This window comes from Marinobacter sp. (assembly GCF_048269445.1).
Taxonomy (GTDB): Bacteria; Pseudomonadota; Gammaproteobacteria; order Pseudomonadales; family Oleiphilaceae; genus Marinobacter.
Window position 1 is genome coordinate 95,508 of record NZ_JBLXIQ010000009.1, and the last position, 24,888, is coordinate 120,395.

Sequence of the window (24,888 nt, forward strand, 5' to 3'; positions counted from 1 at the left end):
GGTGATGTTGGTGTTCGTTTGAGCCTGTGTCGCCGGAGCCGGAAAGCCAGAACCACCAGACGATGGCCGCCATCAGGGCAAGCCCTCCGGCATTGACCAGAAGTGTTTCCATCAGTTCCGCTCCTCTTGCTGTTTCGGATCACTGTTCGTAACCTCCCGTGCCGGCCGCCGGCTGGTTTTGAACAGACGCAGACGGTTGGCGTTGGAGACGACGGTCACGGATGACAGGGACATGGCGGCGCCGGCCAGGATGGGGCTCATTAGAACTCCCCAGACAGGATAGAGCAGGCCTGCGGCCACCGGAATACCCATTGTGTTGTATACGAACGCACCAAACAGGTTCTGGTGAATGTTTTTCACCGTGGCCCGTGAGATTTCAATGGCATCGGGTACGCCGTGAAGAGACCCTCGCATCAGTGTTATGCCGGCGCTTTCAATAGCCACATCGGTGCCGGTGCCGATGGCAAAACCAACATCGGCCGCCGCCAGGGCCGGGGCATCGTTGATGCCATCGCCTACCATGGCCACCGTGTAGCCCTTGCCGCGCATTTCACTGACCACCTCGGCCTTGTCTTCCGGCAACACTTCGGCCCTGTAGTCATCAATTCCCGCCTTGGCGGCAATGGCTTTGGCGGTGGCGTCGACATCGCCGGTGACCATCATGACCCTGATGCCGGCATTATGGAGCCGGGCTATGGCGGCTTTGGAGTCCGATTTGATTGCGTCGGCGACACCAATAACCCCGAGAGCCTTGTTACCCAGTGCCAGAAACAGTGGTGTGCCGGCCTCTTCCGCGATCGTACCGGCGGCATCGGTCAGGTCGGCCAGAGCAATACCTTCGCCTTCCAGCCAGCGCCGGTTGCCCAGGAGCAGGGGCTGGCCGTCGAACTGGCCTCTGACGCCCTTGCCATTCAGGGCTTCAAAACCGCTGACCTTTTCGGCCTTGGCGCCTTTCTCCTTGGCCTTTGCCAGAATGGCTTCGGCCAGTGGGTGTTCGGAGTGCTGTTCCAGCCCGGCCGCCAGTGCCAGCAGGCGCTGCTCATCCCCGTCGCTGGCGTGTACGCGGGTCACCGCCGGGTGGCCTTCGGTGATGGTGCCGGTCTTGTCCAGAATCACCAGATCCAGCTTGCCGGCCGTCTGCAGGGCATCTCCCTGGCGAATCAGCGCACCGTACTCCGCTGCCTTGCCCACGCCGACCATCACCGACATGGGCGTGGCCAGGCCCAGGGCGCAGGGACAGGCGATGATCAGGACCGTGGTGGCCGCCACCATCATATGCACCACCGCAGGCTCCGGCCCGACGTTGTACCAGACCAGCGCCGCCACCACTGCAATCAGCATGACAGTCGGAACGAACACCGAGGAGATCTTGTCGGCAAGCCGGCCAATGGCAGGCTTTGAACCCTGAGCCTTCTTCACCAGCTTGATGATTTGCGCCAGTGCGGTTTCGCTGCCTACCCGGGTGGCCTCATAAACAATAGAGCCATGGGTATTCAGGGTGCCGGCGGACACCTCATCGCCCTCCGATTTGCTCACTGGCATTGGCTCACCCGTGAGCATGCTCTCATCAATGCGGGTGGAGCCTTCGGCAATCACGCCATCGACCGGCAGTTTCTCCCCGGGCCGGACGCGGATATGGTCGCCCTTGCGGACCTCTTCCACAGGAATGTCCTGCTCTTCACCGTCACGGATCACCCGGGCGGTTTTGGCCCGCAAATCCAGCAACCGGCGCACCGCTTCCGACGTCTTGCCCTTGGCCCTCAGCTCCAGCGCCTGACCCAGGTTGATCAGGCCGATAATCATCGCTGAGGCCTCAAAGTACACATGCCGTGCCATCTCCGGCAGTGCTCCGGGAATGCTGACCACTGCGATGGAATAGAGCCAGGCGGTCCCCGTGCCGAGGGCAATCAGGGTATCCATGTTGGCGTTATGATGCCGAAATGCCTTCCACGCCCCGGTGTAGAAATGCCCGCCTGTGGCGGCCATCACAATCAGCGTCAGTACACCCAGCCCAAGCCAGGTGCCCTGGTTGGCATCGGTCACTATCATGGTGCCAAAGCCCATTCCCCAGACCATCAGCCCAAGACCCAGGCCCAGACTGACCGTCATTTTTATCAGCAGGGACTTATACTGCTTTTTGTCCTGTTCCTGCTTGCGGTCGTCCGCTTCGTCCTCGTTCTCGATCACGCTGGCGCCATAACCGACACTTTCCACGGCTTTTACCAACGCCTGTGGATCCGCGTCACCGGTGGCCGTCGCGGTGTTGTCCGCCAGATTCATATGGGCATGGCTGACACCGCCCACCGACATCAGCGCCTTCTCGATGGTGTTGACACAGGAAGCGCAGGTCGCGCCGGTCACCGACAGATGAACCTGTCCGTTTTCAGTATCCGAAACTTCAGCCTGACTGCTTTCCGAGAGCGACTCGCTGCCATTCGGAGATGGATGATCCCCATGGCCATGGTCACTCTTGACCTCCTTGCCGCTGGAGGCGCAGCAACTGGCAGGTTCGGGTGCATCTTCAAACGGCTCGGCCGGGTAACCGGTCGCGGTCACAATCCGCGCAGCTTCTGCGGCGTCCACCCCTTCCGGCAGCGCCACGGTTTGCTGGTCCAGATCGACTTCCACCAATTCAGCGTCCCCGGTCAGCGGTTCCAGAGCGTTGCGGATTTTCTTCGCACAGCCCTGGCACGAGGCCCCGGAAATACTGAGCGTGGTCTGTAGCACGGGTGCATCACTCATTCGTTATCGCTCCTCACTCTGATCGCCTGCCCCATCAGAGGGTGCAGGGTCTTCCCAGTGTTCAATCAGCCGACAGATGGTGTGGCCATCCGGCGTGCCATCGGGCATTTCTTGCCAGGCAGCCAGCGCCGTGGTCATCCGCTTGCGCAGTTGCTGCAATTCACGAATCTCACGCTCAACATCCGCCAGCCGCTGCTGAAACACATCCCGCACCATCGGACACGGCGAGTGGTGATCGTCCGCCTGATCCAGAATCTGCCGGATCTCCGGCAACGAAAACCCCAATTGCCGGGCCTTGCGGGCAAACCGAAGCCTGCGAAGGTCTTCAGCATCAAACTGCTGGTAGTTGTTGTCCGGATTGCGGGTCGGCTTCAGCAGGTTCTCGCGGGTATAGAACCGAACGGTATCCGGGTTCACGCCTGCGGCTTCTGCAATGTCTTTAACTTTCATGGCTGGATCTTCCAACACAGGTATTGATCATTCATCGGGGACGGAAGCACTTAGCTTGCTGAGCGTCGGCGTGGGAGCTTCTTCCGAAAATGCTCGGAGCCATGGATGGCGGAGAGCAAGCGTACAGGGACGTATTTACAGCGGTTTTCGGAAGAAGCTTCCGCGCCGATGCGGCAATCACCGAATCCGACATTTAAAAATAGCATAAAACCTGTGAGCAACTCACAGGTCAAAGGTTTTTTGAGAGGGAGGGTTGAGAAGGGTTACTGACCCCTGGAGCGAAGAAACGTACCGCAGGCCTTGCACTGGTCCGGTGCCATCAACTTCGCCTGCCAGCCAATCTTGTGGCCACAGGCCGGGCACGCCAGCCGTAGCTGCAGCACAATAATCGGCGTAATAAGAGCTGCAATCAGAGCACCCAGAGGGCCCCAGCTCTCGTCACTGGACAACCCAAGCTGACTGCTGAACACCAGGATGATGGTCAGCGCCACAAAGGCAAAAATGAAATAGTTCCGGTTCCAGCGCTCCCATTGGCGGATTTTCTCATCTTGTTCCGGAGTCAGGTATTGCGTAGCCATAGAATCTCACCTGAAGTATCTGACTGATATCTTGGGGATGGCCCGGGGCAATTACAATCCGGACTCGGCGGCAAGGCCCGCCACCAGAATACCCGAGGCCAGAGCCTTCTCAAGATCGGACACGGGAAGCGGCCGGCTGATCAGATACCCCTGGGCAAAGTTGCACCGGTGATTCTTCAGGAAATTCAGTTGTTCCTCGGTTTCCACACCTTCCGCGACTACCTGAATGCCCAGATTGTGAGCCAGATTGATAACAGCCCGTGTGATCACCGCATCGTCATGGCGCTCTGTGACGTCTGTAATAAAGGACCGGTCGATTTTCAGCAGATCCACCGGAAAGTCGCGCAGATAACCCAGAGACGAATAGCCAACTCCGAAATCATCAATGGCCAGGTGCACCCCGAGCTGATGCAGGCGAGAGAGCTGGTTCAGGTTGTGCTCAATATTCTGGATGAAAATCTCCTCGGTGAGCTCCACCTCAAGACGATCAGCCGGCACATTTTCCGCCGCCAGAGCTTCCCGGATATGATCCACCAGATCTTCATCATCCAGCTCCCTGCCGGATAGATTTACTGCAATGCGAAGCCCTTCCTGCGGGGTCCCCTTCCATTTTGCCAGCTGGCGACAGGCCGCCATCACCACCCAGCGACCAATATCGGTTATCCGGCCGCTTTCCTCGGCCAGAGGGATGAATTCGACTGGCGGCAACAGGCCCCGTCGCGGGTGCTGCCAGCGAATCAGTGCCTCCACACTCTGAATTTCACCGTTGTCCAGGTTCAGCTGGGGCTGGTAATAGAGCACGAATTCATTGTTGGCCAGGGCCTGGCTCAGATCTTTGTCCAGCTCAAGACGCCTGACCTCCCGGTCCTGCATGCCTTCAGTGTAGAACTGATAGGTGTTCCGACCCTGTTCTTTGGCCCGGTAAAGGGCAACATCGGCGTTGCGCAGCAGGGTGTCGGCGTCCAGGCCACTTTGGGGATAGACCGCCACGCCCATTGTGGCGGTAATGCTGTGGGATTGTCCCTGCACACCGAAAGGCAGGTCGAAACACTGTTTGATCTGGCCCAGCAGGTGAATGATGTCGTCGATGTCATCCACCTGCTGTTGGCAGAGCATGAACTCGTCACCTCCTGAATAGGCCACCAGAATCCGCTCGTTACTGAGCCGGTTCAGGCGTTCGGAGACCTTGATCAACAGCTCGTCTCCAAACTGGTGCCCAAGCGAATCATTGAGAGTCTGGAAGCGGTCCAGGTCGAGCATGATCAGGGCGACCTGGCGCATCTGGCGATCTGCGATATTCAGAGTATGAGACAAATCTTCCATGAAGAAGCGACGGTTCGCGAGGCCGGTCAGGGTATCCGTGGACTCCAGCCGGGCCAGGTCATTCTGAATGGCGGTTCGTTGCTCGATTTCCCGATCGAGGTCCCTGCGGGTTTTCAGAAGGGCCCGGTTCCGTTTCAGGATCAGCTGCACCAACAGTGCGGTCAGGCTTGTAAGAAGGCCCATCAGCAGCAAGGTTGTGAAAGTCATTCCCGGCCAGTAGCTGTATTGGTTTTCCACCCACTCTTCGGAGGGATAGAGGGTCAGTGTCCAGTCCAGGGTTGGCAGATCAACCGGTTGGGTATGGGAGAAGTCCGGGTTCGCGGATTGCGAGTCGTTCAGGGCATAGCCCACGGTGCCAGCCTGGCGGATCTCGATCCGGAAAAATTCGAGCACCCGGCTGGTCAGCAGCTGGCGGGCAAGCACCTCGATCCGGAAGACGCCGGCAATGAAGCCGTTGTTGTCAGCGCCGGCGCCCACCGGAGCATAGATCACCATGCCCTTGCCGCCCTGGCGCAGATCTATAATGCCTGAAAGGTCCCAGTTACCGGTTTGCTGGGCCAGCTCCAGGGCTCGGCGGCGTTCATCGTTAAAAGCCACGTTGAAGCCGATGACATCTTCGTTTTCGGCTATCGGCTCCAGCCAGCGAATCACAAAGCTCTGGTCGATCCACTCGATGGCCTGGTAAACACCGAAGTCATCCAGGTAATTGCGGGCATCCTTCCGCCATTCACGCTCGGTCGCGGAGGTGTCGGCGTGCAGGCGTTTCGCCATGCGCCGGATGGCTTCGGAATGGACCAGAAACTCCCGTTCCAGATGGTTGGCCAGGGCCCGGGCTTCATTGGCCAGGTTGGCCTCTATCTGGTTTCTGTTCTGTTGTACCAGTCCGTAACGCAGGCCTGCGGCCAGGCCGAGAAAAACCAGAAAGATCACCGCCGGAAACAACGGGCTTAAAAGACCCGTTATAACTGTTTTGGAGGGTGATGCAGGTTTTTCCACAGGTTACTCCGTGACTTTGAACGGGTTGGCAGCGCGACGTCGATTATGAGCCATTTTGATCGGGTATCGCCATCAGTTGCTGAACCCTCTCGTGCAATGAGACCCCGAAGGCACCGTCGGACAGGGGGCGTACGATTTCCGGTGAGGCCTGATTCTGGACAGCGGTGGTGGCTGCAAGATCAATCACCCTGGGCGCAACCCGCTTCTTGTTGGCATCCAGAATGATTTCCACCCTTGGCCTCAGCTTTTGCCCCGGGTGTGTTGCCACCACGATGGCAACCTCTCCGGTAGACAGTTCTACCAGACTGCCGGGCGGATACACACCAATCATTCGGATAAATGCCTCCACCATACTGGCATCGAACTGCTGGCCCCGGTTTTGGTAGAGAATGCGAATAGCGTCAGACGTGGGAAGCCCGTCCCGGTAGCAGCGGTCGCTGGTGATGGCATCAAAGGCATCGACGATAGAAACCAGCCGGGCAAACCGGCTGATCTGCCATTCCGCCAGTTGTTGCGGGTATCCCTGACCGTCCATCCTTTCATGATGGTGGCGGGTCACATCGCTGATGATGGGGTCAAGGCTTGAGTCCGCCCGGAGCAGTTCGTACCCCAGCGTGGTGTGCTGGCGCATGATGCGGTGCTCGTCTGGTGTCAGCGCTCCGGGCTTGTTGAGGATCTCGTCTGGTACCTTGAGTTTGCCGAGATCGTGCAGAAGCCCACACATGCCCACTATTTCGAGATCGTCGTCTGGCAACCCCAGAAAGCGGGCAAAGGCCACACAGAAAATGGCGACCCGAAGACAGTGCTCAGCGGTGTAGGCGTCCCGGGATTTGATCCGGCTCATCCAGAACATGGCGCTGGCATTGGCCTTCACGCTTTCGACGCATTCCCGGATCATTGGGCGGGCACTCTGGAGGTTGAGGTCGTTGCCAGCCTCAATCTGTCGGGTCACCTCCTCCACAAACGCCTGAGTCCGGTTCCAGGCCTCTTGCGCCCGGGGTATTTCCTGGGCGAGGGTGTGGGTTTCCGGTAAGGGCTCAGTAGTGCGCCGCTTGAACTGTGATACCTGGTCCAGCACCGGGTTTAGTCGAGCTTCTTCGTCTTCCACGAGCACCCATTCGCAGTACTGCCGGAGAATCCGCGCCTCAATATCATCGGTGAGGGTAAAGCCCTGGAACAGAACCGGAACCTGGGTCCACGGCCGGTCCAGGCTGACAATCCGCATACCTGGTTTCAGCAGATCGACAGGCAACCTTACCCGCTGAAGGGTCGAGACGCAGGAACGGGCATTATCGGGAAGCATGCCCTTTGAACTCGTTGATTTCACGGTCGGTTTGCTGGATTTACATCGGAACCACATGGCTCTTCCAGACTTCTGGTTGTTTGTGCCGATTATGTCAGACCTGACAGGGCTGTTACAGCGGAGTGCCAGAAGTGTGACGCAGTTCCGTGATTCGGATCAGGTTTCAGGCACGTTCGGCGACTGGGGGTATGCCTTGGCGGGGAATTTCCTGTTTCGGGCAGCGATTCATCACCACCGTCAGGCCGGCAGCTTCGGCCCGGGTTGCGCCTTCCTCGTTGATTACCCCGATCTGCATCCAGATCACTGGAATATTCAGTTCGATGGCCTGGTCGATGACTGCATCGGTGCGCTCCGGCGCCAGGAAGAGCTCAACCATGTCAACCGGTTCCGGCAGGGCATAGAGGTCGGCATAGACTGTTTCACCGAGTACCTGCTGCCCCGCCAGCCGGGGATTCACCGGAATGATCCGGTAGCCGCGGGCCTGCAGGAATTCCATGACCTCGTGGGAGGGCCGGTTGGTCTTTTCGCTGGCGCCGACGAGGGCGATGGTCTTTACGGATTCCAGTATGTGGCGTAACTGGTCAGGGTTATTGCTAGGCATGACGTCGGGGCGCTCTTGCTGATTTAACGGCGTGCCTCAAGACAGACAGACACGGATTCGGCATAGCGTAGCGCGTGAGGCTTGTCGATTTCCACCTGGCCCCACTGCACGGCTTCGTGTTCCATCACAATGGTCAGAACTTCGTGGGTCAGCCGCTCCAGCAGAGCAAAGCGGTTGCCATCCACATGAGAGACGATCTGTTTGGTGATGGTGCGGTAGTTCAGGGCCGCTGAAATCTCGTTGCGGTTGACCGCCTCCGTGGCATCGTAAGTCAGGCAAACGTTGATCAGGACGTCCTGCTGATTGTTGATCTCTTCTTCCTTGATGCCAATGTAGGCTCTCAGTAGCAGATCCTTGATACGGACTTTTGCCTGGTGATTTCCGATAATCTCTGTCATGCCGTCGCCCTCCGGGTCACTGCGCTCAGCGGTTCGTGCCGATCAGATTGAGAAACTCGGTACGTGTCGCCTGGGATTTGCGGAACTGCCCAAGCATCATCGAGGTTTTCATGCGGGAGTTCTGTTTCTCCACGCCCCGCATCATCATGCACATATGCTGTGCTTCGATGACCACGGCCACGCCCTTGGCGTTGGTAACGCTTTCGATGGCCTCGGCAATCTGCCGGGTCAGGTTTTCCTGGATCTGCAGACGGCGTGCGTACATATCGACGATGCGGGCAAACTTTGACAGGCCGAGCACCTTGCCCTGGGGCAGATAGGCAATGTGGCATTTGCCAATGAACGGGAGAATATGGTGCTCACACATGCTGTACAGTTCAATGTCCTGAACTACTACCATCTCGTCCATGGCAGACTCGAACACGGCATTGTTGACCAGGTCAGCTAGGTCCTGCTGATAGCCGCGGGTCAGGAATTGCATGGCCTTGGCGGCACGCATGGGGGTGTCCTGCAGACCTTCACGGTTGGTGTCTTCGCCCAGCCCATCAATAATGGCACGGTAGTGACCCGAGAGGTCGTCAAGGAGTTTGGTCATAGTCTCTTCCGGTTAGCTGTGTCTTACGAGAGCAAAAGCTTAAGTTAAATTGCCCGTTATCTCTACGGTTTACGGATTCACTCCCGGAAAAGACCACAATTGCGGTCAGCTCCCTGATCCAGTCAGTAATGGCTATGGCGGCTTGGGCAGGTTTGTTCTACAGTTTCAGGCTGTAAATGTTCGCCGGGGACAATGCATGGAACAGGTGATACCCACTGTCGGTGAGGCAGGCGGGGCAGGGCGAGATGCTGCCACTCTGGAAGGCTGGCAACAGGGCGGAAAATGGTTCAGCTATGAGGGGCAGGCGATTTTCAGCCGCATGGCCGGTAAGGGCGAACCGCTGGTGCTGATCCACGGATTTCCCACGGCCAGCTGGGATTGGAACCGGCTCTGGCCCATGCTGGTGCAACGTCACAATGTCCTGACCCTGGACATGTTGGGATTCGGTTTTTCCGATAAACCTCTGAACTACGATTACAGCATTGAGGACCAGGCTGACCTGTTCCAGGGCTGGATCGAAGGGCTGGGTTTGGCGTCGGTGCATCTGTTTGTCCATGATTACGGATGCAGTGTTGCGCAGGAGCTGCTGGCCCGCGAGCAGGAAGGTGAGCTGCCGTTCCGGATTGCCAGTGTGTGCTTTCTGAACGGTGCCCTTTTCCCGGAAGTGCACAATCCATTGCTGATCCAGAAGCTGTTGCGAAGTCCTTTCGGCGGGCTGATCAGCCGGGGTCTGACCCGGGGTAGTTTCGAGCGCAACTTCCGCCGGCTGTTCGGGAGCCAGAACCCGCCGGACCGGCAGGATATGGAGGACTTCTGGCACCTGCTGACCTACAACAACGGTAGGGGCATACTGCACCGCCTTATCCAGTTCATGGAGGAGCGTCGGTGTCATCGAAACCGTTGGGTCGGCGCTTTGCAGAAGGCAAGGCAGCCCATGCGACTGATTTCCGGCACCGCTGATCCGGTATCGGGTTCCGGGATGGTAAGACGTTACCGGGAACTGATTCCCGCCGCCGATGTGGTCTGCCTGAGGAACATTGGCCATTACCCCCATTTCGAATGTCCGTGGGACGTCTTTACCGCTTACCGTAATTTTCGGAAACCGAGCGGTTAGTGAGTGGGGGTGGTCCCTGGCCTCAACCGGAAGCAGGGTCGGGCATGTCTTCGATCCCGCGACCGACCACTGGCAGCGGCCTTGCTGCATTGACGGCCTGGTTGCGGCCCCGGGACTTCGCCTCGTAGAGCGCCTGGTCTGCCCGGTTTAGCCATACCGACCAGGTTTCACCCTTGCTCACTTCCGCCACGCTGGCGCTGGCCGTTACCTTGATATCGTTCAGGAAAGGCCGCGCGCTGATACTGCTGAGCAGCTGCTGGGCAAGGGCATCAGCATCTTTTTGGCGAGTTTCCGGCAACACGATCATGAATTCCTCGCCGCCAATCCGGAACAGCTGATCGCTTTCCCTGAGCCGTTTGCGCAGCCGCAGTGCCAACTCCGTGAGCACCTTATCGCCCGCCAGGTGGCCCCACTGGTCGTTGATGGTTTTGAAATAGTCCAGATCCAGAAGAATCAGGCTGGACACCCGTTCATACCGTTCCCGCATCTGGATCTGTCCGTTGAGAATATCAGCCAGCTGGGAGCGGTTCAGGCACCCGGTCAGAGGATCCGTGGTGGCAAGTCGGGTCAACTCCTGTTGGAGCTTGCCCACCAGCCAGGAGAAGATCATCGCAAAAAGGCAGGTGAGTCCCAGAGAAAAGGTAATCCGCCAGAAATCCGCTTCGGGAAATTTCATGAAGGACACGACCGCCATGACCACAAGGAAAATAATGTTGCTGCCAATAGCCTCACGCAAGGGTAGAAGGAAAAACAGCGCTGAAGCGGCAGGGTAAGCCCAGTAGAGGCCGGCATGGCCATTGATGTGGGTGGAGTACGCAGCACTCACCACCGCAAGCAGGGGAAACAGGCGGCCTTTCAGGAAGTAGCTGCCGCGGAGCCTGAGAAAAGCAATGACCAGGAGGGCATTGGTACAGAATAGAATCAGGATGGCGGAAAGCAGGTAATGGGACTGTTGCCACTGCACCATGACCAGCGGCGCCACCGCGATGAAAGCCCAGAAATACAAGTGGTACACCAGTTGCCGCTTGAAGCCCAGCACCGCCAGAGTCGGGTTGGTCGCAAGGGCATTGGCATTGCGTGGTGCAGAAAAAATCACAGCATACTCCTGCTGTTTGAGTGCAATCTGCCCGTTTCCGGTGCCGGGGTAATTCCGAACTTCAGTATCGCCGTTGACCTAATTAAGCAGATAGCGCCACTTATGGCCACTATTAGTTTTGTTCAGTTGGCTCGGCAATACCCACTTCGCTAAACTTCGCAGGGTTTATTCAGGGAGCACGTTCAGGGAACTTCATATGACCGCTATTCACATTCGCGAGCCTGCACTGACGATTCGGGCAGGCCGACGCGCCATGCAGCGTCTCAAGGAAAATCCGCTATCGCCGGCGGATGTGCATGTCATTCCCGGCGCAGCCGGTGGCCCGAAGGCATTGGGGATCAGTGGCCTGGACAAGGCCATTTTCGGCGACTGGCTGCCCCGTGTTCAGCAGGTGCGGTCCCTGATTGGCTCGTCCATTGGCAGCTGGCGTTTTGCCGCCGTGACCTCCTCCGATGATCCGAAAACCCAGCTTGCCAGGCTTGCGGACCTATACACTTCCCAGCGGTTTGCCAAGGGTGTGAGTGCCGCCGAGGTCAGTCGCAAGAGCGTGCTGTTCCTGGAAGAGCTGCTCGGTGGCCGGGAAGAGGCCATTCTGACTCATCCCTGGTATCGGCTGAATGTGGTGGTCGTCCGCAGCCTCGGAAGGCTGGCGGAGGATGCCCGGGGGCGGCTTGGTCTTGGCCTGATGAGTGCCATCAGTGCCAACATGGTCAGCCGTCGGCACCTCGGTCGGTTTATGGAGCGGGGAATCATCCACGATGCCCGCCTCAGAACACCGGTGTCCAAACTGGTGGACTTCCCCAGCCACGCAGTGGCGCTGACCCGGGAAAACCTGATGCCAGCGCTGCTGGCCTCGGCGTCTATTCCGATGGTGATGTCCGGTGTGCGCAATATTCCAGGTGCTCCGGAAGGTGTCTACCGTGACGGTGGTCTACTGGATTACCACCTGGATTTGCCCTATCAACAGCCGGGCGTGGTGCTCTACCCCCATTTTATCGACAAGGTGGTCCCCGGCTGGTTTGACAAATCCCTGCCCTGGCGGCGTGGTGACGCCACCCGGTTGCAGGATGTGCTGCTGGTTGCCCCTTCGAAACCCTATCTGGAATCCCTGCCTGACCGTAAGCTTCCGGACCGAAAGGATTTCGAGCGCTATGTCGGAGACGATGTGGGCCGGGAGCGGGCCTGGCGGTCGGCGATCGCCGAGAGTGACCGGTTGGGTGACGAGTTCCTCGAGCTGGCCGAAACCGGGCGTTTGTCCGAGGTGGTCAGGCCTCTCTGAGCCCAGAGTGGCTATACTCGTACACACTGAAAAATCCGGGAGAACAGTATGTCAGATGAGCAACCGGTGGTAGCCAGCAAAACACCGTTTTCCTTACTTGCGGCTGCAAGCAGACCGGTAACGCCCCAATGTGCGATGGTACCCACAAGAATCTCGGTTAAGCCTGGCCTGTATTTACGTGGCGGAGGGCACTGATCCGGAAACCTGAAAGGCCGTGTATAGGGTCTTTCAGTGCCCGGACTCTGAGCATGACCGGAACCTGATGTTCCCGGTCCCGATGTATCAGGGGCAGGTCAACCCGTTCAATGGAGCCGTCACTGCGCGCGGCTGCCAGGGTTCGCCTGAGTTTTTCCTGAAAGGGCAGCGGCACCAGGTCCGCGAGAACCAGGCCAGTGAGATCGGTTGGTGCACGATCCAGCAGTCCGGCGATCTGCGGTGATACAAAACCGATCCTGCCGTGTTCATCCAGCTCCCAGATAACCGCACCAGACAAAGCCACCAGATCACGGCTCCGCTGCTCGCTGTCATTCAGGGCCTGGCGCAGTATTGATTTTTCCACCTGTAGGTTGGTGATCTGATTATCCGCCCCTGCTCCCTGCTGCTCCAGCTCGCCGATACGCAACGCTTGGCGGTGCAGTCGCCAGTTGAGCAGCAGAGTCAGCGAACCGGCAAGCGAGAATAACGCGACACCGGAAATCCAGACGGTTTGCCTGGATGCCCGGGCGGCTTGTTCCAGAAGTGCCGGAGAGGGCAGGGTCGTCAGCATCCAGTTCTCGTTCATGGGGGAGACTTCGGTGCGAAGGGCCCGGGTGGGATCCAGCGAACCGGTTGCCCCGATTTCCAGCAACGGCATCTTGGTGTGACGCTCCAGTGTGTCGATCCGAAGGCCCAGGGAATCTGGCAGGGTGTTTTCAAACAGGGTCTGCAGCCAGGTCTCAACGGGCGTGGCGGGCTCATCCGGTGTGGAGGTGGGGTCCGGGGCATGGGCCAACAGATGATTGACCAGTGCCTGGTGCTGGGCATAGTAACGCGTCTCGGCGAGTTCCATGGCCCGGTTTGCTTCAATGTTCGCGGTTATCCCGGTTGCCAGCAATCCGGTGGTGACCAGCAAGAGGGGAATCCAGAGCCCTGGCCACAACACGGGCTTCCGGAACCTGGCGGAGTCTGAGCTTTCCATGCCTGGGGTCCTTTGCAGCAGGGCCTGAACCCTGATGTGAGCAGCTTGCCTGTACCATTTCACTCTAGTCCAACTGCATGACAGAGGGAAATGCTCAAGCTGGGGTCTTGCCGGCCGCTCCGTACACCAGGAGAAAAGTAGCAAAGGCGGTTACTACAACCGAGGGCCCCGCAGGCGTGTCCAGGTGCCAGGACAGGCTAAGACCTCCGGTTACCGCAACAAATCCGAACGCCACCGCCATGGCAACCATCATTTCTGGATTATGGGCGAGCCGCCGGGCTGTGGCCGCAGGGATAATCAGCAAGGCGGTGATCAGTAGCACACCGACAATCTTCATGGCCACCGCGATCACCAGGGAGAACATCAACATCAGCACCAGCCGGAGGCGCTCCACGGCAAAGCCTTCCACCCGCGCCAGTTCCTCGTGGATGGTGCTCATCAACAGCCCGCGCCATAGCATGGCAAGAAGCACGAGGATCAACGTGGCGCCTCCATAGATCCAAAGAAGGTCGTACCGGGTCATGGCGAGCAGGTCGCCGAACAGCAGGCCGGTAAGGTCCACCCGGACATTTGGCATGAAACTCAGGGTAACCAGGCCGATAGCCAGGGCACTGTGGGCGAGAATGCCCAGCACGGTATCGGTGGCCAGGGCCTGGGTACGGGAAAACAGCATCAGTGCCATGGCCAAAACTACGCAAGTGATGATGACACCGACGTTCAGTGGCACGCTGATCAGAAAACTCAAGGCAATGCCGAGCAGGGCAGAGTGCGCCAGGGTGTCGCCAAAATAGGCCATACGGCGCCAGACCACGAAACAGCCGAGGGGGCCCGCAACAAGTGCTACACCGAGCCCGCCGATCAGGGCACGCCAGAAGAAATCGTCCAGAACCATGTCAATGGTGGGCATGGTCACACCCTTCATGGTCGGGATGGGCGCCATGCTGTCCGGCGGCCACCACATTGCCATGCAGGTCATGGCGATGATTGTGGTGGTGATGGTAGACCGCGAGGGATTCAGCCACTGGCTGGCCAAAGGTTTCGATAAATGCTGGGTCGAGGGAAATATCCGCCGGAGAGCCGCTGCAGCACACATGCTGGTTCAGACAGATGACCTTGTCGGTTGCCGCCATTACCAGGTGTAGATCGTGGGAGATCATGATCACGCCGCAGTTCAGGCCGTCCCGTAGCTGGCGAATCAGGTCATACAGCGCTGCCTGACCGTTGATGTCAACTCCTTGAGCGGGTTCATCCAGTACCAGAAGATCCGGCGTCCGGGCCAGGGCTCGTGCCAGCAGGAGCCGCTGCTTCTCGCCGCCGGACAGGTGGTGGACGGAAGCGTCCAGCAGATGCCCGACTCCGGTGCGGGCCAGGGCTGACTCACATTTCGCCAGTGGCTTGCCGCTAAGCAACATGAACCGCTTGACGCTCAGAGGTAGTGTTGCTTCGAGTGTAAGGTGTTGTGGCACATAGCCGATTACCAGGTTTTTCTGGAGCGATACCTGGCCGCTCGACACCTTTTGAATACCAAGAATGGCTTTGATCAGGGTGGTCTTGCCTGCACCGTTGGGACCGATAACCGTGATGATATCCCCGCGGTGTACTTTCAGATTGACCTGGTCCACCACCGGCCGTTCGTCAAACCGGACGGTGAGATTGTCGAGGGTTACCAATGGGTCAGTCATGGTCGGCCTCCGCCTGACAACGGGGACAGAGCCCGGCGATCTCGAGGGTGGCGTTTTCGGCCCGGAAGCCCTCACCAGCCGCCGCTTTGCAAATCTCGGAACTGACCGCCGGTGCGGCCAGTTCCAGCACGTTGCTGCAGACCCGGCAGATCAGAAACATCCCGGTGTGTCTTTCCCCGGCGTGGGCACAGCCAATAAAGGCATTGAGAGAGGCAATGCGGTGCACCAGGCCATTTTGCTGCAGGAAATCGAGGGCCCGGTAGACCGTGGGTGGCGCCGCGTTATGCCCATCAGCGGACAGTTCTGCCAGCACATCATAGGCTCCCAGGGGTTTGTGTGACTGCCAGATAAGTTCAAGCACCCGTTCCCGGATGGGGGTCAGTCGGGCATTGTGCTGCTGGCAGACCGCCCTGGCGTCAGCGAGGGCCTCGCTGACACAGGCATCGTGATTGTGGGGCCGATAGGGAATGGCTCGGGCGGACATGACGGAGATCCTGCAAAGTTTGCAACATTATAACATTTGCACGAATCCCTGCCATGCTGGTGCGACAGCCCGGGCGAGCAGCTCAGTGCCGGGTCTGTCGGGCGAGAGACTCAAGGAAATCAAGGTTGGGGATCCAGGCGTTTTCCCCGTCCACGTCTACCTGCATCAGGTCAGCGGGGCCGGGTTCGCCATCCAGCTTCCTGACCTGGTCCTCGGTCAAGCGGGCCTGGCTGGGAATACCCTGGGTAACCAGAGCCATGAACGGAACCTCTTTGTGATGATCCCCGATGCTGTTGAGCACCACAATCCGGCCACGGTTGTCGCCAGGTATTGTAAGAGCGCCGCCGTTGGCCGCATCGTACGAAATCACCGGAAGCTGCAGGCCCCGCCAGTCCAGGTAGCCGACAAGCCATTCCGGTGTGTTGGCTCCCGCATCGGTGCTGGCGTAATCCACCACTTCCGCAATCGAGACGTTGGGCAGCAACAGTTGCCGACCGCTCATGGGAATCATGACGCAGGAGAGGGTTTGGCTGTTGTCTTTCATTGCTTGTTTCCTCAGGCGGAGTCCCGTTTCTGCCGGCCCTTGAGCAGGCAGGATTCTTCAATGGCTTTTACCAGTTCCCGGGCCAGTTGTTCCGGGGTACCGCAATATCCAGCGCAACCAGTTGCTGCTACGGAGTCCGGCATTGAGCTGTTGCCGCAGCTGGTGCTTTCCTGAACCCAGATCCGGCTGCCGTAGGCTTTTAGCAGAGGCGCCGCGATAGCACCGTCATTGCCCATGCCTGAAAATAGAATCGCATGGCAACGCTGGCCATAATGATCAGCAACATTCAGCAGTACCTGATCAATGGACGGACCGTAGGGCCCCGGCCAGGTGTTGCTGGTTTCCGTCAGCGCACCCTGCTCGTTCAGCTTCCATTCGTGTTCAACCGGCATCAGTACCACATCGCCGTTTTTTACCCGGTAGCCTTCGTCTGCCCGCTTGAGTTTGTAATGGGCGTGGCGGCCCAACACCCGGGTCAGCACATCGGTGAAATTGCCATCGATATGCTGAGCGTAGATAAAGCCTACTGGAAGGCCGGCTGGAAGGTGATCAAGGAAGGTCTTGACCGCCGCCGGGCCACCAAGTGAGGCGCCGAGAATCCAGACCTCCTCGGCCACCGATCCGGGTGCCGCCGGCGAAATCCAGTGTGGCAGGTCTGGCGAGGGGGGGGCGGTCGGCACCTCCGCCTCCAGCTGCTCCAGCGTTGCCTCGGAGTCCAGTTCTTCCAGATGCCCCAGCTGTTGCTCCAGCTTTCCCAGCAATCGCCGTTCCCAGCGAAAATAATCGGTGCTACCGGGCTTGGGCGCTTCGTCCAGACCGAACAGCACCGGGGCTTCGGTGTTCTCCAGCAGGTGATCGAACAGAACCGGGTGGTCCGCCTCGTCTTCCAGTGTCACCAGCCAGAGACTGGCATCCGGAAATTCCGGATAGCCCTGGAGCCGGTCCGGATCCCCTGAGAAGCAGACGTCGAGGCCGAACTTGGCCGTGGCGGCCTGCAAGCGATGGCGCTGCAGGACCACATCCGAGACAATTCCGACCCGTGGCCTGGCGGATTGGCCAGCCATCACTGCCTTCCGGTCAGCCGCTCAATAGTCTCAAGCAACTCGGTTTCCTGGAACGGCTTGCCGAGATACTCATTCACGCCGATGGCGAGCGCCCGCTCACGGTGCTTCTCACCGGTACGGGAGGTGATCATACAGATCGGGGTTTCCCGCAGATTTTCATCATGGCGCACGAAGCTGGCAACCTCGAAGCCATCCATACGTGGCATCTCGATATCTAGCAGAATGATGTCCGGTTTGTGATCTTGAAGCTGGGCCACAGCATCCAGGCCGTCTTTCGCGGTGATGACTTCCATGCCGTTGCGCTCAAGCAATCGCGACGTAACTTTCCGTACCGTAACCGAATCGTCCACCACCATAACGACGGTGGCCTGTTCCTCAAACCGCGCTGACTCACGGGCCTTCTCAAGATTGGCCAGGCGCTGGCGCTCGGACAGTATGTCGGAACGGATCATCGCCGGCAGGTCGAGAATCACCACCACGTTACCATCACCCAGGATGGTCGCGCCGGACACGCCCCGGACCGTGCTGAACTGCGGGCCAAGGGATTTAACAACAATTTCCCGGCTGCCCATCAGGTTATCCACCTGCAGGGCCATGGGCTGCTCCGCACCACGAACCAGAATCACCGGAAGTGGCAGGGCCTGGCCCTGCAGCTTGGGATGGTGGTCGCTGTTCAGCAGGCTGCCGAGGTACTGAAGCCGGTATTCCTGGCCAGCATACTCATACATTGGCGCGTCCGGCTTATAGTATTCTTCGAGTTCGTAAGTGCTGACCCGAACAATGCCTTCAATGGTGTTCAGCGGGATAGCGTAGAAGTCTTCACCGGTGGAAACCATCAGGGCCCGGTTCACGGATACCGTAAACGGCAGGCGCACAGTGAAGGTCGTCCCACGACCTACCGAAGAATCGATATCCAGACTACCACCGAGCTGCTTGATCTCGCTGGCCACCACATCCATGCCCACACCACGGCCTGAAATCTGGGTAACCTGCTGGGCGGTTGAGAAACCGGGTTGCAGAATGAACTGTAGGACTTCTCGTTCGGACAGGTCTTCATCCTGCCGCAGCAAGCCCTGGCGGATGGCCTTGTCGCGGATCACCGAGGATGGAATGCCAGCGCCGTCGTCGATCATGCGCAGGACGACGTCCCCACCTTCCCGGGTCAGTGACAGGGTGACTTCGCCGGTTTCTGGCTTGCCAGCTTTCTTTCGGTCTGACGGGCTTTCGATACCATGGTCCAGAGCGTTCCGGAGCATGTGTTCCAGGGGCGCAATCATGCGCTCAAGGATGTTCCGGTCCATCTCGCCTTCGGCGTTACGGACATCAAACTCCACTTTCTTGCCAAGCTCGCCACTGATCTGGCGAACGATCCGCCGCAGGCGCGGCACCATGGAGGCAAACGGAATCATCCGGGTCTTCATCAGACCTTCCTGGAGTTCCGTATTGATCCGTGACTGCTGTACCAGCAGGGTTTCGGTGTCTCTTACCCGATCAGACAGGGTTTCACGAAGGTCTGTCAGGTCAGAGGAGGACTCGGTTAGCGCCCGTGACAGCTGCTGAATGGAAGAGTAACGGTCCATTTCCAGGGGATCGAAATCGTCTCCGTAATCCGGCCCGTGTTCTTTTTCGGCACTGAACAGGATCTGGGCTTCCGTCTCGATTTCCATGCGACGCAACTGTTCACGCAGACGCTCAATGGTGGCGGCCATTTCTTCCAGGGTGTGGCCGAAATCACTGGTCTGTTGCTCCAGCCGTCCACGGGTGATACTGGTTTCACCCGCCAGGTTGACCAGCTCGTCCAGCAGCGGCGCAGATACCCGGATGGTTTCCTGAGCCGCTCGCTGTGCTTCTGTCGCCTGCTTGCGAACTTTGGCGGGAGACTTTGCAGGTTTTGGTGCCGGTGCTGCCGGTTGTTCGGCTTTGGCTGGCGCCTCGGGCTTCTTCGACCCCAGTGCGGCGGGGGCTGGCTTGGGCTCTTCGGCCTGGACCGGCTCCGGCGCAGAGGCACCGGATTCAAAGCGTTTCCGGATATGCGAAACCAGGGCAATAATGGCGTCGTGGTCTTCGGTAATGGCCTGCCACTGTTGCTCATCGGGGGCATTGCCGCCCAGATCAATCAGCCGGGTTTCAAAGGCGTGGGCCTTGTCGCCAAGCTGGGTAAGCTGAGACAGGCGGGCGCCACCCTTGAGAGTGTGCAATGCCCGCTGGGCTTCCTGATTAAAGTTGTGGTTCGAAGGCTCTTTACGCCAGTCATCGAGCAGCTGTTCCAGCTGATCCATGATTTCACCAGCTTCCTCAAGGAAGATTTCCAGAACTTCCGGGTCAATCGCTTCCTGTCCGGATTCTGTGGTTTCTTGCTGGAGTTCTGCTGCTTCCTCGGCGGCGACGTCGTGGGCCGAACGGAATTCGGCAATGAGGGAAACGTCAGGTTCGGGCTTTTTGCCTTCTTCCAGGCTGTTGAGCATGCCCTTGAGGCTGGTCAACGCCCGGTCGCTGAGGCTGAGCAGGGTCTTCTGATTGTTGGCGCCTGAGATGAGCGGGTCAAGGGCATCAGACCAGGCATCTGCCAGGTCGGCAATCGGATCTACGTCGGACAGTTTCGCCCCGCCCTTCAGGGTATGCAGTTCCTGCTGCAGCTGGGTCAGACCGATCAGTTCCTCCGGTTCGTCCCGCCATTGGTCGAGACACTCACTGATGGCATCCTGAATTTCCAGACCTTCGTCCAGGAAGATGCCAATCAGGTCGTCATCACTGGCCTGAGCGAGGGTATCGCTTAGGCTGGTGGTTTCCGGCGGCGCTTCGCCACGAAGCAGAGACTGAACCTGCGCCACCAGTTCGTGCGCTGGCGGACAGGGCTTCTGGGTGGCGACCTGTTCGACCATCTGGGCCAGCCGGTCGTGGCAGGCGAACAGCAGGTCGTTCATGGTATCGCTGGCTTCCAGCTGACCTTCGGCAACCTTCTCGAAAAGGTCTTCAAGGACATGGGTCAGGTCGCCAATGGCGTCCACGCCGGCCATTCTGGCGCCACCCTTGAGGGTGTGCACGTCCCTTTGGAGTTCTGCTGCAACTGCACGATCTGAAGGATCTTCGGTCCAGGTGTGCAGGGCACTACCGGTGGAATTGATCAGGTCGTAGGCTTCTTCCAGGAAGATGCCCAACAGTTCCGGATCCAGGTGGGAGAGGTCGGTTACGCCCTCCTCCGGCTCTTCAAGCTCCGGAAGTGGAGTGTGTTCCCCGGAGCTATCCCCCAAATCAGGCTGGCCGTCCTCGCCACTGACGTCAGTCACCGGTCGTGTCCCGGTGGAACTGTCCATATAGGCTTGTATCTCACCGATCAGGTCCGGTGCCGGGCGTGGTGTTTCCCTGGCTTCCAGATTCTCTACCATACCGGCCAGACGATCGTGGCAGCGGAACAGGAGATCTGACAGCTCATCGTTGACGGACAGACGTTGTTCAGTCAGGCCTTCGAACAGGTTCTCCAACTCATGGGAGAGATCGCCAACCGCTGGAATATCCGCCAGTCGTGCACCGCCCTTGAGGGTATGCAGGTCCCTTTGCAGCAGGCGGAGGATATCGAGGTTGCCGGTATTCTCGCTCCAGCTCTGGAGGGCTTCCGCCGTGCTGTCGATTAAGTCCTGAGCCTCCTCCAGGAAGATTTCTGCCAGCTCTTCGTCCATATCATCGTCGGATTCTGACATTTCCGGCAGAGGCGGCTGCTCCTCGGCCGGGGATGCTTCTTCCGAAGGCGACTGGATATCATCCATGTCGAAGCTGAGATCGATCTCTTCGAGGTCCTCGGTGAACTCCTGTTCGAAGGCATTCGGTTCGGCGTTTTCTTCCGTAGGGGCCTGCTTCAGGGCTTCCAGGCTGGCGACCAGCTCGTCACTGGACTCGGTGGCGAGTCCGGCGGCGACCTGATCCATCATGTTGATCAATTGTTCGTGGGCTGCCCGAACAGTCTCAAAGAAACCGTTATCCGGCGCTTCATCATTTACGGCAGCGGAATCGTATGCATTTTGCAGGGCACCCGAGAGTGCGGCCACGTCAGTAAGACCCGCATTGGAAGAACCCTGGGTGAGCTGCTCAAGTTCGGCGCGAAGCTGGTCCAGTGAACCGGTGTCCTCGGGATTAGCCGCCCAGTGATCAAGAATTCGGTCGGCATCCAGAACGATGTCCAGACCTTCGTTAAGGAACAGTTGAACTAACTGAGAGGGCGCTTCCGGCTGATGCTGGCCGGACCTGTCTTCGCTATGAGTGCGCAACGTCTCATCCGTGAGGCGACCCAGCTTTTCCAGGAACGCTTCAGTGCCCGGCAGGGAGGCCTGCGGGTTTTCGCGAATCTGGGCCAGGCCCTGGGTCAGGAACTCGCAGGCCGATTCGATCAGCGAGAGAACCTCGCGGTTAGCCCGTTTGTTCTGGGCGCGGGATTCTTTGACGAAACGTTCCAGTGGCGTGATGACTGCCGCAATCGGTGCAATGCCAGCCGTATGGGCACTGCCCTTGAGTGTGTGAAGGGCCCGGGACAGGTCGTCGGTATAGGTGACGGCCGTTTTGTCTCCCGCGGTGGCCAGGAAGTCCTTCAACGCTTGCAGGTGAGACTCGGTTTCACTCTCAAAGATGTCCAGCAATACGGGATCGACGACGTCTTCGTCAGCGTGCCCGGCTCCAGCCCCAGGCGCCCTGGCGTCGACTTCGGATTCGGCAGCAGGCATCGTGCTGGCGTCCGGAATTTCTCCACTGGCCAGAGCGTCGGCACGGGCTTCAAGACTGGAAATGTCCAGCGAGGGTGCCCGACGCTTTTCAAAATCCTCAACCAGTTCCGGCAGATCGGCGGTAACATCGTCCAGCAGGCTGGCAATGTCATCATTCATGAAGATGCTGCCATCGATGACCCGGTTCAGCATGTTTTCCACGGACCAGGCCAGTTCCCCGACAACCAGCGCGCCAACCATCCGGCCGCTGCCCTTCAGGGTATGGAATGCCCGGCGAACTTCGGATAACGCGCTGCGGTCATCGTGCTGACGGAGGAGCATGGGCAGGTATTCGCGGATGGTTTCCAGGACCTCGCCGGCTTCCTCGACAAAGATTTCAAGGATCTCGTCGTCGATCAGGTCGTCGTCATCGCCGGGCTTTTCAGCTGCAGCGCTGGTGTCCTCGGGTGCGAGCTCCGGTTCCTCTGCAGACAGTTCCTGCGCTACTGGTGCTTCAGCTACTTCTTGAGCAACCGCTTCGGCCGCTGCCTCACCCTCGGTGCGACGTGTGGTAGCCATGGCTTCAGCGCGCTGAATGAGTTCGCTGACTTCACCGGTCGTCTGGCCAGACTTGAATTCCTGAATCAGAGAGGGAATGCGGGCATTAACCTCATCCACCAGGTTAAACATGTCGTCCGTAGGGCGGAGGGTCTGGTCGATCACCCGGTTGAGCAGGTTTTCGACCGACCAGGCCAGTTCACCAATGCTGGTTGCGCCAACGAGGCGGCCGCTGCCCTTGAGCGTATGGAAAGCGCGACGAACTTCGGTCAGGGCCTCATGATCATCATGATTCTGGCGCAGGCGCGGGTAGAACTCATGGATGGTTTCGAGAACTTCCTCGGCTTCTTCAACAAAAATACCGAGAATTTCATCGTCCAGAAGTTCCGAATCCGAGCTCTTGGACTCTTCGGGTGCGGTCGCACTGGTTTCCGGAAGCTCCTCAACCGGCTCAACCACGGGGATTTCTTCCGCGGCGGATGCGGACCAGGTGGGCTCCGCACCAACCGGGAACCCGAGGGAAGCCAGGCTGTCCTCTGCCACTCTGAGAATGGAGTCGTTCTCGCCGATTCCTTCGGCCAGGCGCTCCAGGTAATACTCGATGCTGGTAACCGCATCGGCCAGGATGTCGAGCTGTTTCCAGTCCGGCACCTGCTTGCTGTCCAGCAGCACCTCGGTAATGTAGCGTTCGGCTGAGGCCAGCATGTCGGCGACGCGATCCAGCGGAATCAGGCTGAGGCCACCACGGATGCTGTGAAGCAAACCGGGCACATGCTCAATTTCGCGGGTATCCCATTGTGAGGCAATGAAGTTCACAATGGCGGACTTGACCTGTTCCAGGGTGTTGCGGGATTCTCTCAGCAGGGCGCCGCTGGCTTCGCCAAGCTCGCGGGAACCCAGGTTGATCGGGGTATCGGTAGCTTCGTCGATAGGGGCTTGCCGGCGGCCTTCTGCGTCCAGGCCGGCCAGACTGGCTTCGACATAAAGAAGGGCGCCGGCAATATCCATAAGGGTGCCGTCATCCACCTGTTCTGTCTGGGCGCTGAGCTTCTCAACGAGTTCCACCTGCTCGGTGACGACCTTTCGCGGAATGCCAAGACCCAGTACCGCCAAGGTATTGGCCACCTGGCGCAGTCCCGGCAGCAGATCTTCAAGCTCTCTGTTCTGACGTAGCTCTGACCGTACATACAGGTCAAGCTGATCTTTCAGCTTGGCCAATTCTTCGTTAAGCGCGCCGACAACCGAGTGAATCGCATCCCGGCCGGGGCCGGAGACACGGCTTCGGGCGGCATCCACGTCGTCTTCCGAGGGCAGGGCCTGGTTGAGTTGGTAAGCTTCCCGCAGGGCGCTGACCTGGGGTGAATCCAGATCGCGGGCACGAGCCACGTAATACAACAGGTGCTTGAGCAGGGCTTCCGGCACTGGTTGCTGGAGAACATCCGCGTGCTCATCGGTCAGCCGGCGAACCTCGATGTCCAGTTCCCGAAGCAGGGACTTCACTGCCGCATTCACCGGATTGACGTTTGCCTGCAGGGTCTCAACAAAGGCGCTTGCGGTTTTCCAGAGTTCGCCCCGGGGCGTTTTCTCACACAACCGGATCAGTCGTTGGAGGACCTTTTGCATGTAATCGAAATGGGCGCTGAGATCCGCTTCCCGGATGACGCCCGCCAGAGCGAACTGGTACATCTGCCGCAGCTTGCGGATGTGGCCGAGAACCGTCGGGTCCTGCAGGCGCTGTGAAACCTTCCCGGTAACCCGGATCTTAGAGGGGCTGAGGTCGGGCTTGAACAGTGAAGTATCAGACAGCAGGGATTCGCCTCGGGCAGCACGGAGGTCATTCAGCAGCGGCAACAGCACCATCGGGAAATCGTCCTGGCTGCTGGCCAGGTGCTCAAGGTACTGGGGCAACTGAAGAATTGCCTGCATCAACACTTCGACGGCTTCGTCGGTATTGGCAACGGTGTCGTTCAGTACCGCCTGGGTGAGCTTTTCCATTTCCTCGGTGAGCAGCGCCGCACCGTAAAGCTCAACCATTTGCAGGGTGCCATGCACCTGATGGAGATAATTCAGGCAGAAGCGCAGGCGCGCAGTGTCGTCACGATTCTCGACATACGCTTCCAGTGCATGCTGACCCTGGGTCAGCGTGTCCTGTATTTCGCCCCGAACCCAGTCGAGTGCGATGCTGTCATGGTGATTGCCCATAACCACTCCGG

General features: G+C 58.9%; 18 protein-coding genes. 2 read left to right on the top strand and 16 right to left on the bottom strand.

Going from position 1 to position 24,888, the window contains the following annotated elements; all coding sequences use genetic code 11:
- Window positions 1–111 precede the first annotated feature (111 nt).
- The 8 genes from ACN0XM_RS17560 to folE all read right to left on the bottom strand — a co-directional run bounded on the left by ACN0XM_RS17560 (window position 112) and on the right by folE (window position 8,986).
- Window positions 112–2,742, bottom strand: coding sequence for a heavy metal translocating P-type ATPase (locus tag ACN0XM_RS17560; RefSeq protein WP_417568233.1), 2,631 nt, complete (start codon window positions 2,740–2,742; stop codon window positions 112–114).
- Window positions 2,743–2,745: 3 nt separating this feature from the next.
- Entirely contained in the window at window positions 2,746–3,192 is a 447-nt protein-coding gene (locus ACN0XM_RS17565; RefSeq protein ID WP_417568234.1) for a MerR family transcriptional regulator, read from the bottom strand.
- Between the two features lie 263 nt (window positions 3,193–3,455).
- Window positions 3,456–3,770 carry a hypothetical protein gene (locus ACN0XM_RS17570; protein ID WP_417568235.1) on the bottom strand — a complete coding sequence of 105 codons (315 nt, stop codon included), beginning with the start codon at window positions 3,768–3,770 and terminating at the stop codon, window positions 3,456–3,458.
- 51 nt (window positions 3,771–3,821) lie between these two features.
- Window positions 3,822–6,089 (bottom strand): putative bifunctional diguanylate cyclase/phosphodiesterase, encoded by a 2,268-nt coding sequence (locus ACN0XM_RS17575; protein WP_417568236.1) that lies wholly within the window; start codon window positions 6,087–6,089, stop codon window positions 3,822–3,824.
- A gap of 43 nt (window positions 6,090–6,132) precedes the next feature.
- A complete protein-coding gene (locus ACN0XM_RS17580; protein ID WP_417568237.1) occupies window positions 6,133–7,392 on the bottom strand; it encodes an HD-GYP domain-containing protein in 1,260 nt (419 codons plus the stop codon).
- 163 nt (window positions 7,393–7,555) lie between these two features.
- Window positions 7,556–7,993: a CoA-binding protein gene (locus ACN0XM_RS17585; RefSeq protein ID WP_417568238.1), complete on the bottom strand. Its 438-nt coding sequence runs from the start codon at window positions 7,991–7,993 to the stop codon at window positions 7,556–7,558.
- A gap of 23 nt (window positions 7,994–8,016) precedes the next feature.
- Window positions 8,017–8,391: a dihydroneopterin triphosphate 2'-epimerase gene (gene folX, locus ACN0XM_RS17590; protein WP_417568239.1), complete on the bottom strand. Its 375-nt coding sequence runs from the start codon at window positions 8,389–8,391 to the stop codon at window positions 8,017–8,019.
- 25 nt (window positions 8,392–8,416) lie between these two features.
- On the bottom strand, window positions 8,417–8,986 hold the full coding sequence (folE, locus tag ACN0XM_RS17595; RefSeq protein ID WP_417568240.1) for a GTP cyclohydrolase I FolE: 570 nt from the start codon (window positions 8,984–8,986) through the stop codon (window positions 8,417–8,419).
- A 196-nt stretch (window positions 8,987–9,182) separates the two neighbouring features.
- Between folE and ACN0XM_RS17600 the strand changes: the two genes are divergently transcribed.
- The gene (locus ACN0XM_RS17600; RefSeq protein ID WP_417568241.1) at window positions 9,183–10,100 is read left to right on the top strand and encodes an alpha/beta fold hydrolase; all 918 of its coding nucleotides are present in this window, start codon (window positions 9,183–9,185) and stop codon (window positions 10,098–10,100) included.
- 22 nt (window positions 10,101–10,122) lie between these two features.
- Here the strand turns inward: ACN0XM_RS17600 and ACN0XM_RS17605 are convergent, their stop codons facing one another.
- Complete coding sequence (locus ACN0XM_RS17605; RefSeq protein WP_417568242.1) at window positions 10,123–11,196, bottom strand: GGDEF domain-containing protein; 1,074 nt, start codon at window positions 11,194–11,196, stop codon at window positions 10,123–10,125.
- Window positions 11,197–11,392: 196 nt separating this feature from the next.
- Between ACN0XM_RS17605 and ACN0XM_RS17610 the strand changes: the two genes are divergently transcribed.
- Window positions 11,393–12,475: a patatin-like phospholipase family protein gene (locus ACN0XM_RS17610; RefSeq protein WP_417568243.1), complete on the top strand. Its 1,083-nt coding sequence runs from the start codon at window positions 11,393–11,395 to the stop codon at window positions 12,473–12,475.
- Between the two features lie 157 nt (window positions 12,476–12,632).
- Here the strand turns inward: ACN0XM_RS17610 and ACN0XM_RS17615 are convergent, their stop codons facing one another.
- The 7 genes from ACN0XM_RS17615 to ACN0XM_RS17645 form a co-directional block, all read right to left on the bottom strand.
- Window positions 12,633–13,652 (bottom strand): PAS domain-containing protein, encoded by a 1,020-nt coding sequence (locus ACN0XM_RS17615; protein ID WP_417568244.1) that lies wholly within the window; start codon window positions 13,650–13,652, stop codon window positions 12,633–12,635.
- A 94-nt stretch (window positions 13,653–13,746) separates the two neighbouring features.
- Complete coding sequence (locus ACN0XM_RS17620) at window positions 13,747–14,559, bottom strand: metal ABC transporter permease (protein WP_417568297.1); 813 nt, start codon at window positions 14,557–14,559, stop codon at window positions 13,747–13,749.
- A complete protein-coding gene (gene znuC, locus ACN0XM_RS17625) occupies window positions 14,546–15,334 on the bottom strand; it encodes a zinc ABC transporter ATP-binding protein ZnuC (RefSeq protein ID WP_417568245.1) in 789 nt (262 codons plus the stop codon). The genes ACN0XM_RS17620 and znuC overlap by 14 nt, the downstream gene beginning before the upstream one ends.
- A complete protein-coding gene (locus ACN0XM_RS17630; protein WP_417568246.1) occupies window positions 15,327–15,818 on the bottom strand; it encodes a Fur family transcriptional regulator in 492 nt (163 codons plus the stop codon). Before ACN0XM_RS17630 ends, znuC begins: the two co-directional genes overlap by 8 nt.
- Before the next feature lie 82 nt (window positions 15,819–15,900).
- The gene (locus tag ACN0XM_RS17635; protein ID WP_417568247.1) at window positions 15,901–16,362 is read right to left on the bottom strand and encodes a chemotaxis protein CheW; all 462 of its coding nucleotides are present in this window, start codon (window positions 16,360–16,362) and stop codon (window positions 15,901–15,903) included.
- Window positions 16,363–16,373: 11 nt separating this feature from the next.
- Window positions 16,374–17,426: a chemotaxis protein CheB gene (locus tag ACN0XM_RS17640; RefSeq protein ID WP_417568248.1), complete on the bottom strand. Its 1,053-nt coding sequence runs from the start codon at window positions 17,424–17,426 to the stop codon at window positions 16,374–16,376.
- Complete coding sequence (locus ACN0XM_RS17645; RefSeq protein ID WP_417568249.1) at window positions 17,426–24,877, bottom strand: Hpt domain-containing protein; 7,452 nt, start codon at window positions 24,875–24,877, stop codon at window positions 17,426–17,428. Before ACN0XM_RS17645 ends, ACN0XM_RS17640 begins: the two co-directional genes overlap by 1 nt.
- Between the last annotated feature and the right edge of the window lie 11 nt (window positions 24,878–24,888).

Bases quoted from the DNA above. Each gene is read 5' to 3' on its own strand.
- folX (WP_417568239.1), bottom strand. From the start codon at position 8,391: ATGACAGAGATTATCGGAAATCACCAGGCAAAAGTCCGTATCAAGGAT.
- ACN0XM_RS17635 (WP_417568247.1), bottom strand. From the start codon at position 16,362: ATGAAAGACAACAGCCAAACCCTCTCCTGCGTCATGATTCCCATGAGC.
- ACN0XM_RS17630 (WP_417568246.1), bottom strand. From the start codon at position 15,818: ATGTCCGCCCGAGCCATTCCCTATCGGCCCCACAATCACGATGCCTGT.
- ACN0XM_RS17640 (WP_417568248.1), bottom strand. From the start codon at position 17,426: ATGGCTGGCCAATCCGCCAGGCCACGGGTCGGAATTGTCTCGGATGTG.
- ACN0XM_RS17565 (WP_417568234.1), bottom strand. From the start codon at position 3,192: ATGAAAGTTAAAGACATTGCAGAAGCCGCAGGCGTGAACCCGGATACC.
- ACN0XM_RS17620 (WP_417568297.1), bottom strand. From the start codon at position 14,559: ATGCCCACCATTGACATGGTTCTGGACGATTTCTTCTGGCGTGCCCTG.
- znuC (WP_417568245.1), bottom strand. From the start codon at position 15,334: ATGACTGACCCATTGGTAACCCTCGACAATCTCACCGTCCGGTTTGAC.
- ACN0XM_RS17580 (WP_417568237.1), bottom strand. From the start codon at position 7,392: ATGCTTCCCGATAATGCCCGTTCCTGCGTCTCGACCCTTCAGCGGGTA.
- ACN0XM_RS17615 (WP_417568244.1), bottom strand. From the start codon at position 13,652: ATGGAAAGCTCAGACTCCGCCAGGTTCCGGAAGCCCGTGTTGTGGCCA.
- ACN0XM_RS17645 (WP_417568249.1), bottom strand. From the start codon at position 24,877: ATGGGCAATCACCATGACAGCATCGCACTCGACTGGGTTCGGGGCGAA.
- folE (WP_417568240.1), bottom strand. From the start codon at position 8,986: ATGACCAAACTCCTTGACGACCTCTCGGGTCACTACCGTGCCATTATT.
- ACN0XM_RS17600 (WP_417568241.1), top strand. From the start codon at position 9,183: ATGGAACAGGTGATACCCACTGTCGGTGAGGCAGGCGGGGCAGGGCGA.
- ACN0XM_RS17570 (WP_417568235.1), bottom strand. From the start codon at position 3,770: ATGGCTACGCAATACCTGACTCCGGAACAAGATGAGAAAATCCGCCAA.
- ACN0XM_RS17585 (WP_417568238.1), bottom strand. From the start codon at position 7,993: ATGCCTAGCAATAACCCTGACCAGTTACGCCACATACTGGAATCCGTA.
- ACN0XM_RS17560 (WP_417568233.1), bottom strand. From the start codon at position 2,742: ATGAGTGATGCACCCGTGCTACAGACCACGCTCAGTATTTCCGGGGCC.
- ACN0XM_RS17610 (WP_417568243.1), top strand. From the start codon at position 11,393: ATGACCGCTATTCACATTCGCGAGCCTGCACTGACGATTCGGGCAGGC.